This is a genomic window from uncultured Litoreibacter sp., from assembly GCF_947501785.1.
Taxonomy (GTDB): Bacteria; Pseudomonadota; Alphaproteobacteria; order Rhodobacterales; family Rhodobacteraceae; genus Litoreibacter.
Genome location: NZ_CANMXB010000001.1, coordinates 2,975,656 through 2,990,273 on the forward strand (window position 1 = coordinate 2,975,656; position 14,618 = coordinate 2,990,273).

Annotated in this window: 9 protein-coding genes; 5 read left to right on the forward strand and 4 right to left on the reverse strand. The window is 55.2% G+C overall.

Translation table 11 applies throughout. From position 1 onward, the window contains the following. Positions 1-68: 68 nt before the first annotated feature. A complete protein-coding gene (locus tag Q0899_RS14765; RefSeq protein ID WP_298295259.1) occupies positions 69-1,025 on the reverse strand; it encodes a glycosyltransferase in 957 nt (318 codons plus the stop codon). A 259-nt stretch (positions 1,026-1,284) separates the two neighbouring features. Between Q0899_RS14765 and Q0899_RS14770 the strand changes: the two genes are divergently transcribed. Both Q0899_RS14770 and Q0899_RS14775 read left to right on the forward strand, forming a co-directional pair. Continuing rightward, positions 1,285-4,404, forward strand: a complete 3,120-nt coding sequence (locus tag Q0899_RS14770; RefSeq protein WP_299193764.1) for a glycosyltransferase — start codon at positions 1,285-1,287, stop codon at positions 4,402-4,404. A gap of 31 nt (positions 4,405-4,435) precedes the next feature. Further along, positions 4,436-5,140 carry a hypothetical protein gene (locus Q0899_RS14775; RefSeq protein ID WP_298295263.1) on the forward strand — a complete coding sequence of 235 codons (705 nt, stop codon included), beginning with the start codon at positions 4,436-4,438 and terminating at the stop codon, positions 5,138-5,140. Positions 5,141-5,161: 21 nt separating this feature from the next. On the opposite strand, the gene Q0899_RS14780 is transcribed toward Q0899_RS14775, so the two are convergent. Together Q0899_RS14780 and Q0899_RS14785 are read right to left on the reverse strand one after the other, a co-directional pair. After that, positions 5,162-6,583 (reverse strand): mannose-1-phosphate guanylyltransferase/mannose-6-phosphate isomerase, encoded by a 1,422-nt coding sequence (locus Q0899_RS14780; protein ID WP_298295265.1) that lies wholly within the window; start codon positions 6,581-6,583, stop codon positions 5,162-5,164. A gap of 135 nt (positions 6,584-6,718) precedes the next feature. Further along, a complete protein-coding gene (locus Q0899_RS14785) occupies positions 6,719-9,709 on the reverse strand; it encodes an FG-GAP-like repeat-containing protein (protein ID WP_299193767.1) in 2,991 nt (996 codons plus the stop codon). 236 nt (positions 9,710-9,945) lie between these two features. On the opposite strand from Q0899_RS14785, the gene Q0899_RS14790 reads away from it, so the two are divergent. From Q0899_RS14790 to Q0899_RS14800, 3 genes are read left to right on the forward strand one after another with little or no spacing between them, the layout of a single operon-like run. Then, entirely contained in the window at positions 9,946-10,824 is an 879-nt protein-coding gene (locus Q0899_RS14790) for a glycosyltransferase family 2 protein (protein WP_298295268.1), read from the forward strand. Then, positions 10,821-11,654 (forward strand): sulfotransferase, encoded by an 834-nt coding sequence (locus tag Q0899_RS14795; RefSeq protein ID WP_299193769.1) that lies wholly within the window; start codon positions 10,821-10,823, stop codon positions 11,652-11,654. The genes Q0899_RS14790 and Q0899_RS14795 overlap by 4 nt, the downstream gene beginning before the upstream one ends. Then, a complete protein-coding gene (locus tag Q0899_RS14800) occupies positions 11,647-13,251 on the forward strand; it encodes a glycosyltransferase family 2 protein (protein ID WP_299193771.1) in 1,605 nt (534 codons plus the stop codon). Before Q0899_RS14795 ends, Q0899_RS14800 begins: the two co-directional genes overlap by 8 nt. 51 nt (positions 13,252-13,302) lie before the next feature. On the opposite strand, the gene Q0899_RS14805 is transcribed toward Q0899_RS14800, so the two are convergent. Continuing rightward, entirely contained in the window at positions 13,303-14,613 is a 1,311-nt protein-coding gene (locus Q0899_RS14805) for a tail fiber domain-containing protein (RefSeq protein ID WP_298295275.1), read from the reverse strand. Between the last annotated feature and the right edge of the window lie 5 nt (positions 14,614-14,618).

Genomic DNA, 14,618 nt, shown 5'->3' on the forward strand with positions numbered 1-14,618 from the left:
ATAAAGATATACGGCTGTTACACCGCTGGACAGCCAAACAAAAACGCTAAATTGGAAGACGCGCAGCTCTAAAGCTTGCCAAATAGCATGGAAATCCACAGGGCAAGTGTGCTTGACCTTGTTTGGCGGTACAGCCCCAAACCCCCAAATTTCTTTATTCGTAAGGGGGCTGGAGCGTCCCGCGCGGCAGAAAAGCCCTCCAGAATCGCCCGATTTTCAGGCGTAAGGCGATGAGCGGACCGCCCAAGAGCAGCCAGGTTGGTGTCGTTCCATTGGCGAAATTCCCCGCTAAGGATCATGCCAATACGCCAGATTTTTGCCATGACGCCGTCATTTGCGCCGATACTGTTCGCACTATGTTGCCGATACAGAAGGGTGGGGGATTCGTCATGCACGATGATACTGCCCGCACCGGTCAGCACCTGATAGACCCACCAATCGTGAACCACCACCGGGCCAGCCTCTATTGCGGCGTCACGTATCAGGCGCGCCGCCGCAGGGTTGAGAAGGATTGTGTTGCCCGAGGCGATATTCTGGATCAAAGCATTTCGAAAGCTCGCGGGCCGGGGCCTTGGCGCAGAAATTTTGCGACCCTCGAGCGCGACATCCGTGACCCAGGTTCGGCTGCAATATAGCGCCGGCTGATCTGGTGGAATATCTGCCAAAGCCGCTATTCCCCGTTCCAGCTTGTTATCAAGCCAGACATCGTCCTGGTCACAGAACGCGACCCAGTCCGTATTGTCAGGCAGTCGCGCAATCAGGGACATGAAATTGGCCGTTCCGCCGCTGCACGGTCCATCAAAGAGCGCCACATCATGGCCTTCTTCGCGAAACTCGGTGATGATTTTTCGGCTGTCGTCTGACGACTTGTCGTCGCTCACCAAAAGGCTCCAGTTGTGATGAGTTTGGGCGGCGATGCTGTCGAGTTGTTGTCGCAAATAGAGCGCGCCGTTATAGGTCGCGCAAAGGATAGAGACGTGCGGTGACGTCAATTGCGCGCGTGCCGGTTCACTTTGCGTTGCCATGGGCCAATTCTACGACGCTTTGGATGATCTTCAACGGCAAGGTTTAGGGGATTCTGCCCAACAGCGCTACCGGCCATGGTGGAAGGAATGGGACCTAATGGCTTGGAACCCCAAGAATTATGTTCCAGTCTAAACGAATAGTGGTTTATAGCCCTTTCGATCGATTTTGAGTCAGATACTGCCTAGAGGGCGAAAAATGAGAATTCACAACAACTTACGCGGTGTCCAAGAGATTATTTTGGCGAATGGCACCGTTTTTATGTCAACCGACTCGGATGTGGGGCCGCAGGACTACGTACTTGGTGTTGGAAATGCCTCTGTTGCCTTTGAGACGAGCGACGGCGACACGCAATATTTGGAAAAACTCAATCGCGAAAACCGCTTTACGTTCGACGATCCGGTCCAAGAGACCAGCTCGACTCCGGAAGAGGCAACGAAGGGCGATATCTACGCCTGCCGGGTCAACCACCTTCCAGATTGGAGCCTTTCCGGCAAAGAGACCATACAATTGCTGATCAGCAGGCAGCATGAACCTTGCACTATCCATTTTCATTCGACCTTGAATGTCCCGCCCACTGACGAGGCGCGAGTTGTGCAGCTGAAGATTGCGGCCCATCGTGCCCGCGCCACACTGAATGTCGATATTAAGGATATGGCCACCGGCGCGCAGAGCCGTCACCAAATCGCATTTGAAGAGGGATTTAAGGGGGGCCAGCTGAGCCATGGCTACCAGCAGGTGACCGTGCCGCTTCAAGCAGGTCACAATGGTCTGGAAGTGTCGTTCTCGGTCGACTTTCATTCCTACATCGACGACGGGCAAGGTATCGTGCCGTTCATTTTCTTGTCGGACATTGTCGAAAAGTCAGAGCACGTTCCCAGTGAAACGCTAATGCCAGTTCGGATGTATGGCGGCAGCGACAAGAAAGGCGGCAAGTGGATAAAGGCAGCGGTGCCCGGTTACTTGGCCAACCACGAGGCCATTGAGGTTATCACCGGCGGCGTAAGTACCCGCATTTTTGACCCGGCTGACAACAACGTCCGCATGACGGACTGTTACGGTCACACGATCATGTTGGTGGCGGATCGATCCACTCAATCGGTTGTTTTCATCAATGGCGAGCCCGTCGGGGCTGCCTTTGTGGGGACCAACGATACGCCTTTCCGCGTCCCCCCAAACTACCTGTTGGGGCTGCAGGCGCATGTGGCGATCAAAGATCTCAGCGGGACGCAGGTGTTCGAGGAGAAACTGGTCATTCTGCCGAAGACCACCACGCCAAATGACATCATCCAACGCGAAACTCCGCCTCCCTATGATTTCGGAAACTTTGCGCAAACCATGGATCGCTATGAATCCATGCGCTTGCAAATGGAGAAAAATGCGAAGCGCGCCGATTTTGAGGCCTTGTCGCATGCGTTGAAGACATTGGAAGGGGGATATGACCGGGTAAAGCTTAAGCCGTTGCGGTTCCCCAAAGTGTCCAAGCCCGATGTGTCTGTGGTCATCCCCGTGCATAACAAGGTTGAAGTCACCTACCTGGCGCTCTGCAGCCTTTTGCTGGCCCATAACGAGTGCAGCTTTGAGGTGATCGTTGTGGATGATGGCTCGACGGATGAAACCGCAGAGCTGGAGACGCTTGTTTCGGGAATTCAGGTCATTCACAACGCTGAGGCGCTGCGATTTATCGGGGCCTGCAACGCTGGGGTCGCCAAGGCGAAGGGCGAATATATCGCCCTTCTCAACAACGATGTGGAGGTTACGAGCGGTTGGTTGGATACCCTGCTGGACGCCTTTGAGCGTTTCCCCGACGTGGGTCTTGTGGGGTCGAAGCTGCTTTATCCCGACGGGCGCCTGCAGGATGCCGGTGGCATCATCTGGGGCAGCGGGAATCCGTGGAACTATGGAAATTCGCAGAACCCAAACCACCCCAGTTTTTGCTACACGCGGCAGGCGGATTACCTGTCAGGTGCCGCGATGATGACCACGCTTAAGATCTGGTCCGAGGTGGGTGGGCTGTCGGACTACCTAAAGCCAATGTATTTCGAAGACACGGACTTCGCTTTCAAAATTCGTGACGCTGGCTATCGGACCTATTTCGTACCTGGCTCCAAGGTCTTCCATTACGAAGGGATGACCAGCGGGACAGACGTCTCCAGCGGCTTCAAGCGGTTCCAGGAAGTGAACCGGCCGAAGTTCAAGCGCCGTTGGGCGGATGCATTCCGGGCCTTTGGCAAAGAGGGTGAGCGCCCCGATTTGGAGAAGGACCGCGGCATTCGAGGACGGGTCCTGTTTATCGACTACACCACGCCACGTCCGGACCAAGATGCCGGCAGCTATGCCGCCATTCAGGAAATGAAGCTGGTTCAGTCCCTTGGCTACAAAGTGACATTCCTGCCGACCAATATGGCCCACCTGGGAAGCTACACGGAGGAACTGGGCAAAATGGGGATCGAGGCGATCCATGCCCCGTTTTATATGACCATGTCCGAGTACCTTGAACAGCATGCCATGGATTTCGACGCGTTTTACCTGACCCGCTACTATGTGGCCGAGGACGCGTTGGACCACATTCGGAAATATGCGCCCGGTCGAAAGGTGTTGTTCAACAACGCTGATCTTCATTTCCTGCGCCAGTTCCGCGCGGCCCGCACAGAGAATGACCCCGAGCTATTGGTTGAGGCGAACCAGACCCGGGACAAGGAGTTGGCCATAATCGAACGCTCAGACGTAATTCTGTCTTACAATGAAGTCGAACATTCGGTGATTGAGGCCTATACAGCCGGGCTTGCAACGATTGCCAAATGTCCTTGGGTTGTGGACGTTGCGGACAGCTGCCCCGGCGTAAAATCGCGCAAGGGATTGTCTTTCGTTGGCGGTTTCCGCCACCATCCCAACGTCGAAGGCATCAAATGGTTTGCCAAGGAGGTTATGCCAGTTGTTGCGGTCAAGGACCCCTCTATCGAGCTGTCGATATACGGGTCTGGTATGGGTGACGATGTGCGCGCTCTGGCCGCCAGCAAGATCAAGCCAGTGGGGTTTGTCGAAGACCTGAAGGACGCCCATGACAACCACCGCATTTTTGTCGCCCCGCTATTGTCGGGGGCTGGTATCAAAGGCAAAGTTTTGGGTGCATTGGCCAGTGGTTTGCCTTGCGTGTTGAGCCCCGTTGCCGCCGAAGGGATCGGGCTAAGATCCGGGCATGATTGTTTCATTGTTGAGAAACCCGAAGACTGGGCTGACGCGATCCACCGGTTGAACACCGATAACGCCCTTTGGAAAAGTATGTCTGAGAACGCACTGAACTACATGAGGGACGGATATTCCTTTGAAAAGGGGCGGAAAATGATGAAAATCGCCTTCGAAGCCGCAGAACTGTTTTGATTACGCACCTGACAAGGTTTAGGTACGGAGAATGTTGAGAACTGTAGTACTCCATTACCACCTGTTTAAGAATGCTGGCACCACACTAGACAGTATTTTCAAGAAAAACCTTGGGGATTCTTGGGTTACGACCGAGTTTCCGATGGCCGGTGATAACAACACTTCCCTTGTGGAGGAATGGATACGCGGCACACCGGATGCGCGCGCGTACTCTGCACATACTATGGTTGGCCCTCTGCCGCAGGTTGGCGGCGTAAGGATTGTTCCGGTCATGCTGTTGCGAGACCCCATTTCGCGCATCAAGTCAGCCTATAACTTCGAACGAAATCAACTTTCGGAATCCTGGGGCGCCAAGCTGGCCAAGGCTGGGAGCTTTCAGAACTATGTTGAAACCAGACTTGCGCAGCCTGGTGACCGCCAATGTCGGAATTTCCACGCTCACCGGCTTGCCTCCATTGTGCCGGGTCCAGAGCCGGAACTGCATCGCGCAATGACCGGCCTCAGCGTCATTGCGGCTCAGGGCGTGGTAGGGGCTGTCGAAAAATTTGACGAGACCATTGCTCGTTTGTCTGCAAGGCTTGGGCCAGACTTCCCGACACTGACATGGGACGAAACCCGCAAGAACGTGTCAAAGAAGAACGACGCGCAGGACAATTTGCAGCTGATGCAGGTGCTGGTCGATGCGAACCGGGCCGATCTGGATTTGCATAGTCAGGTTCTGAAAGGGTTTCAGTAACCCTTTGGCACGCAGCCGGTCCTAGCTGCGCGCGTAGACATCCTCGTAGCGGATGATGTCATCTTCACCAAGATAGCTCCCCGTTTGAACTTCGATCAGCTCCATCGGTACTTTGCCGGGATTTTCCATTCGATGAACGGCACCAAGTGGAATGTAGACGGACGTATTTTCGCCTACCAACTGAACCTTGTCGTCAATCGTTACTTTGGCGGTGCCGGCAACAACGATCCAATGCTCTGACCGGTGCACATGGCTTTGAAGGCTCAGCGCCGCGCCGGGGTTCACAACGATGCGCTTCACCTGAAACCGACCCGCCAGAATGAGCGTTTCAAAGAAGCCCCATGGCCGGTGATCCTTTGGGAACGTGTCCGCCTGCGGGATCGCAGCCGCACGCATCTTTTTCACCACGTTTCCAAGGTCCGCGACCCGCGCCTTGTCCGCGACGAGTACCGCATCCGGCATCGCCACGGCCACTATGTTTTCCAAACCGAGCCCGACCAATTGAAGGGTATCAACTTCGGAGCGCAGCAGCGTATCCTTGCAATCAACCGCAAACGAGGTGCCCTGCAGGGCGACGCCGTCCCCGTCAGCATCAGCATGTTGGTGTACCGCGGCCCAGCCTCCGAGGTCAGACCAGTCGCCCGTATGCTGAACGACGCTGATGTTGTCGACTTTCTCCATGATTGCGAAATCGATGGATATGTCTTCACATTTTGCCCAGGACGGAGGGTCCAATCTCAAGAATCCAAGGTCCGGTTTTGCGTTGTCCATGGCCGCCTGCACATGTTTGAGCATATCCGGGGCGTGCGCCGCAAAAGCATCAATCAGCGTTTGCGCGGTGTACATGAAGATACCGGAATTCCAGAGGAAGTTGCCGGACGCCAGCATTTTGACTGCGGTTTCGTGGTCAGGCTTTTCCACAAAACGTGTCAATGCGATTGCACCCGCCCCATCTTTCGCGCCGGTTTCCAGATATCCATACCCGGTTTCCGGCCGATCCGGCGTGATGCCAAATGTGACGATCCTCCCGTTTTGCGCAGCTTCAACGCCGCTGGCAATCGTCGCGTGAAACACATCTTCCTGCGTGATCAGGTGATCGGACGGCGCCGCCAGCATCAAGGCGTTCGGCTCCGTCTTTGCGCGCTGCAGCGCGCCGGCTAGCAGGGCCGGTGCGGTGTTCTTGGCTTCGGGTTCGATGAGCACGGCGTCTGGGTCAATGCCCAACTCAGCCAGTTGCTGCGTCGCGATGAAACGGAAATCAGAATTTGTCACAATGACCGGCGCGGCGAAGGTCTTGCCTGCCAAACGTGTGCTGGACTGTTGAAACAAGCTGCTATTGCCAATCAGGGCGATGAATTGCTTCGGAAAACTCTTGCGCGACACTGGCCAAAGGCGGGTGCCGGAACCGCCACACAGGATAACAGGGGTGATATCTTGGGTCATTCGGTGGCCCTGCTTTCGTTTGATTACGTCATGCCCTCAGAGGCGCTAATTCTGTGATCTACATAGAGTTGGGGTTAATATGAAACCCAATAATAACAATTTTTTCCCCTTGTGCTTGCAGGATGCGGGCTTGGATTACCTTGCGCGGCGCGTAATTTGGTATGCCTTTCCGGCATCCATCGGCTGATCAAGCACCGTTGGCTCACCGGTTCGCCAATGAATAGACAACCCTTCAATCTGGGTAGCCGCACCCAGACCAAAATGAACCCGCGGTGCGTCAAATGACATAAACCCGCCACCTATCTGAATTTCCCGACTTAGCGTCTCTCCACTTTCCAACCTGATGTCGAGCCGCGCCCCGATGCCATCATGATTGCCTTGCAGGTCTACCAGTTCAAATACGATGGCATTGCCAGTTTGCGCGTTGTTGCGAAACACCACCATTGGCCCATTGACGGGGTGGGTGAGCAGATCAAGGTCACCATCATTGTCCATGTCAAACTGCGTGGCGGAGGCCGTCATCAAATAGTCCTCCAGGCCAAATGGGCCGGAGGCCTCGACAAATCCACCGGCACCGTCATTGTGGAAGAACAAATTCGATGGAGTCACTTCGTTAGGAACCCAGGTGCCGTTAACGATGTAGACGTCCTGATGCCCATCGAGATCAAAATCGGCAATCTTGGTGTCCCAGCTCCAGCCACCGACATCTAGCCCCCGCATTTCAGCCTTGTCCTCATACGCCGCACCTTGCGGTTCCAACAGGACGTTGGAGCGCAAAATCTGCGGGATTGAGGCGTCTTTTTCGGCATCGGTGATAGGGCGTGGCGGCCAAAAGTGGATTTCGCAAAACGACCGCGCATTGGGTTGGGACGCCGGTATCAACGCACATACTTTCGGGTCACGTCGCTGAATGGCGAGATCCTTGATCAGCATCGCCTTGCATTGCGCCTGGTAGTCCGCTGCCAACGTCTGACATTTGCTGGCATAGGTCGGATCAAAATTGTTGCCGGATTTGTACCAGGTCTTGATATCCATGTTCTTGGCGCATGTGGCCTTTGCGTCGGGGTCCACAATGGCGTCGCAATACAGTTCAATCGGCTGCATCTTCAGTATCTCGGAGACCCCCGAGGCCCGACCCGCGATCTGCGCAAAGTAAAGCTGCGTTTTCCCGTCGTTCAACAAATCCGCGGACTTGATTGCCATGGTGGTTGTTGTGGTTTGTGGGATGACAGCGTCTTGATGATCCAACATGTCAAAGTCGCCCGTGCCATCACCAATGTAGAAAGCGTCCGGAATTCGGAAATCATTTCCGACCAAAAGATCGGGCGTCCCGGTGCGATCAATATCTGAGAACAGCAGGCTCAGCGTTTCGCCGGGGATCGCCGGTAGGTCCGTATAGCGATCGCCAAAACTGTCTAGACCGTTGTTCAATATCAATCGGTTACGAGACTCTTCGCCGGGCACATGTCGATACCATCCCGCCGCCCAATTCCCAAGCGCGGCATCGAGATCCCCGTCGAGATCGGCATCATCAAAGGCCAAAGACAGGGACATGACGGCGTTGGGCACATTGGGAACTGGCCGCATTTTTGCAAAGTCGAACGCTCCACCTTGATTTGGCACAATCCAATTCCCCTGTCGGTAAGTCGCCAAAAAGAGGTCGAGCCAGCCGTTATCATCCAAATCCACAAGTACAGCGTTAAACACCGGCAGGTCGGCGACTGTGCCGATGTCGGTTTCCCACCTTTGAAACTGGCCGGTGCCGTCGTTCTTGTAGAGGTATAATCCGACTTCGTCTGAGGCGATCGCAAGGTCCAGATCCCCATCGCGATCAATGTCGCCGCTGGCCACGCTGCGACCTTCCCAGAAAGGTGGCCACATGTCTTCGAAAGAGAATTCCAGCGGCTTGTCGATGCCTATTTCGGCAGCCTCCAGCCGCGTGAACGGCTTGTCAGCAGCCAACGACCGCGGTGCAAAGGGCGCGGCCGTGATGGTGACATCGGCAGACTGGGCATAAGCCGGCGTTGCGATGAGCCCGCCAAGAAGCAGGTCTAATGCGCGGTCGCCTTGCCAGTTGTGATAGCTCTGTGCCGCAAGCCCCGCTGCCGCGCCAATCAAAGCTACGGCCAGCGTCAAGGTCACCGCGATCCGCGTGGAGATGGATTGGGCGACGATGAAAAAGGAATAGACGCTGAACGTGCCAAGCGTGAACAGCAACGCCATGACATATCCCGGCGCCAGACCCAAAGTCAGCAATGCACCGCAGACAACAACATCAAACGCAATTGGCACAGGGAGGAAGACGCCAACCAAGGCGACCAACACCAAAAGCCATACGCTGAATGGCAACCCAAGGATCATCGAGCCGGGCAGCAGTGTCGCGGCTAACGCTCCCAAAAAGCCCGCCAAGAGCATCAAGGGCACCGTCATCTTTATGATGAACCATAGGTTTGATGCATAGCTTTTCGAAACCTCCAAGAGCGCGACATGCGTCGACTCGCTCTGCGATGTTTCCACGAAATATTCGGGCGGAAGAGGCGGGTCTTTGAGAGCTACGGTACCGGTCCGGCCCGGCAGCAATGTTCCGCAAATCAGCGGTACGATCAGCAAGATCACCACCAAGCTCAGCCCAATCTTCGCAACGGCCATGTAGAACGGGAGCAGGCTGAACATCATCGTCAAGATAACGGCGTTCAATGTTGGGGACGCGATCATTGCCGCAAGCGTTGTTTCTGCGCGCAGCCCCGCCGAATACATGCCCTTGGCGATTGGAGCGGCGCAGTTCACGCACACACCCAGCGGCGCGCCAAGAAACATTCCGAAGATCGCGTTTGGAACCCCGTCCCGAAACCCCTTCTGTTTCAGGTAACCAGCCGCTGTCAGGAATGCTGCAGCGAACAACACGCCGAAGGTCATTCCCTTTTTGTTGGTGTTGATCCAGTTGAGCGTGGAAAAGAAGACGCGCTCGACAAAGGACATGTCGGGGGTCAAGGGAAACAACGCCTCAAACCCAAGCGGATCCTCCAGTTGGATGGCCCCGCTCATCATCGCCTTTTCGTCCAACTCAGGATACCGAGAGCCGGTCCAAAAGAGCGCGGCAAGTATCACGATCAGAATGACCGCCATGACAAAACGCTGCGGATATGAAATCGATACATTGGGTGTCATGGACATGTTGGACTATCTGACGTTCAGCACAGCTATTGATATCAGTTTGCGTGCTAACAGGCCAACATAATTAGCAATTTACCCAATCAAGCCTCAAATGTCGGCCCTGTCGAGATGTCAGAGGACCCCGGCCCTTGCAGTTGCCGAAACTGGGCAATTCTGGTAGCAATTTTGGGACTGGGGATGAGGCAAATATGACTTTGGCGATGACGCTTCTGGTCCGCGACGAAGTGGACATTGTGCGTGAGAACATTGAGTTTCATCTTCGGCAAGGTGTCGACCTTGTCGTTGCGATTGACAACGGTTCTGTCGACGGTACCCGCGATATTCTGGATGAATACCAACGCGCGGGGGTTGCGACGGTTTTTGACGAAGCTGGACGAGACTACGCCCAAAGCAAATGGGTTACCAAAGCTGCATTATACGCCCGAGACGCGCTTGGTGCCGAATGGGTTTTGAACAATGATGCCGATGAGTTTTGGGTGCCTCGACGCGGTAACCTTAAGGACGTGATCGCTGCCTACCCAGACGCCAGCCAGCTGAACGTATCTCGGTGGAACATGGTGGCGGACCATCACACTCTTGGCCAATCCGGCTGGCGCGAAGAACTGATCTACCGCGCCGCTTACCCGCTTCCCCGAACCAAATGGCAGATCACCGACCTTTATGAAGGCCAGCTGCCCGCCCCATACTTTCTGCTCGACTTGCCCGGCAAGGCTTTGGTCCGCACTGCTGGATTGCAAAAGGTAACACAGGGAAACCACTCGGCCCATTTTTCAGACGAGCAATCTCATGCGACGCCGCCGATTCAGATTTTTCATTACCCGGTCAGATCGCCGAAGCAGTTCGAAAAGAAGGTAGATCAGGGTGGCCAGGCCTATCTGGCAAACCGCGAACTGCCGGAATCAGTAGGGTGGCACTGGCGGCGCTGGTACAGAATGTATCTTGAGCACGGCATAGAAGCCCCCCTCAGGGATGCGCTGCCGTCTGGCGCGCAGCTGCGGGCTGGATTGGCTGCAGGTGACATCGTGCGCGAAGAACCGTTTCTCGTGCCCGCGGGATTAGACGCGTGAAGTTCTGCATTGTTGGGACGGGCCGTTGTGGCACAACGCTGCTGTGGCGCATGATGAATAGTCATCCCGATCTATTTGTCTTCCGGGAAACACACTGGATCCCCACGCTTTTCGAACGTTTTGGAATTCAAACGGTCCCTTCCGAAGCGCTCATGGACATTGTTCAGAGGACCAATCATGTCACGGGCGACCCTGTCGTCCCATTCAGCGCAGCAGAATTTGCCGCGTCGCCGTTCTGGGCGGAAAAAATGTCAGTTCCGGAATTCTGTGAAGCACTTGCACGCTTTCTTGGGCAGCCCAAGAAATTCACCTATTGGGCAGACAAGACACCTGACTATTTCTACTTCGTGTCGACCTTGCAGACCTATTGGCCAGAATGCGAAATTATACACCTGATCCGCGACGGGGCCGATGTCAGTGCGTCTATGTCGGGTCATCCCGGATATCAGGCCCTGGCGGAATTGGACATTTTGCATTGGCCGAGTATGGCGCTGGACTATGCGCCACCTGCGGGTGGGTTTTCCGCGCAGCCGATGCGGCGCTTTGCGCGGCTTTGGCATGACCGGCTTCAAAGGGTTCGCGACGAGGCCCCGAGTCTAAAACCGGGCAGCTATCATGAGGTCCGATATGAGGACATCTTGGCTGACCCCAAGGCAGAGTTGAGGCTGCTCACCGATTTCGTAGGGATATCTGCGAATGAAGATTGGTTGGAATACGCGGCCTCTTTGGTACAACCAAACGCAGGCCGAAGACACAAGAACCGCACGGAGATTTTGGAGTCCTTCGATGAGCCCGAGCTGCAATTGATGAAGGCTCTTGGATATGAATGAGGCGGGACAGTCGAAGGCAGTGACCCTGACATCGCCGCCCCCAGAGATAGCCAAAGAAGATATCGTAGTTGTCGCAGTGATGCGCAATGAAATGCTGAGGCTTCAGGATTTTATGCGCCACTACCGCACCATCGGAATCGACCAGTTTCTGATCATTGATAACGGGTCTGATGACGGCACCGCCGCTTACCTTTCAGAACAACCGGACGTCACGCTGTTCCAAACAGAACAATCCTACGCAGACAGCAGATGCGGCGTCGATTGGACCAACCAAGTCCTGCATGACTGGGCTGAGGGTCACTGGGTCCTCGTCGTCGATGCAGACGAACTCTTTGTCTATCCACACTACGAAACCACATCACTGAGACAACTTACAGGATACCTAGATGACCAGGGGTGCGAGACGATGGCAGCGCCGATGCTGGACATGTACCCCCTCGGGCCCATCAGGGATGCGGCATATCTGGCTGGCGACAGCCTGCTAAAATGTTGTCCATATTTTGACGCGGGAGGGTACAGCGTTTCGCAGCCAATTCCCGGATTGAATACATTAGAGCGAGGGGGCCCTCGCGAACGGTTGTTCTGGGAAGATCAAGACCGCCCGTTTCCGTCTCCTTACCTGAACAAGTATCCCTTGATTAAGTGGCGGCCCGATCTCGATCTGGAAGCCTCAACCCATATCCTGTCTGGAGCAAAAGTAGCGCCAGTTTCTGGCTTGCTTTTGCATTTCAAGTTTCTGCAGGATTACGCGGACTTGGCTTTGTCGGAGGTGGAGCGCGCGGAACACTTTGCTGGCGCGCGCCAGTATGTTGCCTACAACGAGGTTCTAGGGAAAGATCCAGGCTTGACGGCCTATTTCGAAGGATCCGTAAAATGGCGTGACTCGGACTACACCCGCGAGTTGGGGCTGATGACCGTTCCAAACGGTTACCCGTTTACCAAAGCTTCACTGTCTTGCGGTCAAGCAAAGCGGTCACTAGGAGAGACTATGAGTAGCGAAATTGGTCACTGGAAGGATTTCCTCGTGACGGAACCTTCCGCAAAACACCTTGGTGGGAACCTGATGCACGGCGATGGTCTGACCATCACGCCCCGTCTTTGGCAAGCCTTGGTTGACCGCTTTGCTCCCCGCACGATGTTGGATGTTGGCGCAGGGCAAGGACATGCCGCCGCGTACTTTGGGCGGGCAGGGTTGCATGCGCATGGCATCGATGGGCTTGCGTCCAATGTCGACACCGCAGTGTTTCCAATCGCCCAGCACGACTTTGTCACTGGGCCCTATGTGTACCCGTGCGATCTGACCTATTGTGTCGAAGTCGCGGAGCATGTGGAAGAAACATATGTGGACAACCTGCTGGACACACTGACCAACGCGCCAGTGATTGTTATGACCCATGCCGAACCTGGCCAGCGGGGGCATCACCATGTCAATTTGCAGCCGGCCAGCTACTGGATCGAAAAGATGGAGGCGAGGGGATACGCGGTATCCATCGACAATCCGCGGTTCAGAGAAATCGCGGCGGCGGAAATGTCTGGAAGCTTCTTTTCTCGGTCAGGGCTCATTTTTCTCAAGAGGGCTGCTTCATCAAATGCATAAAAAAGGCGGCCCGGTTGGGGCCGCCTTCAAACCGTTTGCTGTTGCGATTGTTTATTCGGAAAGCATGGCTTCCAATTTCGCGACGCGCGCTTTCAATTCAGCTTCGCGCTGCGTCAAGCTTTGGATCGCGGCCAGCGCGACGCCAGCGGCATCAATAGATGAGATCCCTTTGTCGGTGTGGCCTGTTCCGAATGCGGCATAGAAATCCTGGGCCATTGGGCCAATGTGGTAAACGCCAGTATCTGCGTCGCCCTTGTAGGTCCACGTGCTGACAGGCAAAGCCGACACTTTTTCCAGAATTTCGTCGCTATCAACCGGAACGATACCGATTTTGTTGTTGCGGTCCGATCCTTGGGTCAACGTACCAGTGATCACCATGTTACCAGCGTCATCAAGCGACATTTCCTGAGCATCCCCAGCGTCGATGTTGACCCGAAATTGTCCGCTTGCACCCGCATCGGTGAACGTGAGGTCAGCGCCTGTGTTTGGCGACGCGCCAGATGCGGCGATGCGGAATGTGTTGAAAGTCTCGCTGGAGGTCAGCGTAAGGTTCCCGTCGTTGTTCAGATCAAACTCGTTCCCATCGCCATCATCAAAGTTGTAGCGTAGGGACCCATCGGCACCACCATCGGTAAATGTCATGTCCACGCTTTCTGTCGGGGACGCACCCGTCGCGGTAAGGCGCAGGGATGTGAACGTCTCACTCGTTCTGATGTGGAAGTCAGTCTGGGGGCCATCTGTGCCAATACCAATATCACCATCTGCTGCAATGAAGAGCGAGTCCTCAGGAGCGCCAGGCTTCGCGCGGAAGAACAGGTTGCTGCCGTTGGTTACATCACGAATGAAGAAGTTCGATTCGTTTGCAGCAATATCATAGGTCTGAGGCGCGAAGCCGTCCGAGCCGTCCTGCTCGAGGCGCAGGGTCGGGGTGTTGCCTTCTACAACATGAATGTCGACAATCGGGTTGGACGTTTTGATACCCACGTCCCCGTCAGCTTCGACATAGAGCGTATTGGCCGGAGCACCGGCTTCAACGCGGAATGGGATGCGCCCTGCGGTAGCGTCTTCGAAGGCCAGGTAGTTGTCGCCGCCATTGCTGCTATCGTTGGCCACGATGCGCCAGTCATTCTGCGGGAAGCTGGCCGAGGTACTGGTGTCATCGAAATGCAGCCGAATGTTGTTTTCCTTCATGCGGATGGTGTCGAAGCCGAAGCTTTCGCCGTTGCTGCAGTCATTGCCGACACAGAGGCTGAACGTGATGATCACATCATCGTTTTGCACGATATCCGCAGCAGCCATGTTGGCACCCAGACAAAGTGCACTTGCCGACATGGCGAGCTTTGTAAGCGTTGTGTTTTTCATATCTG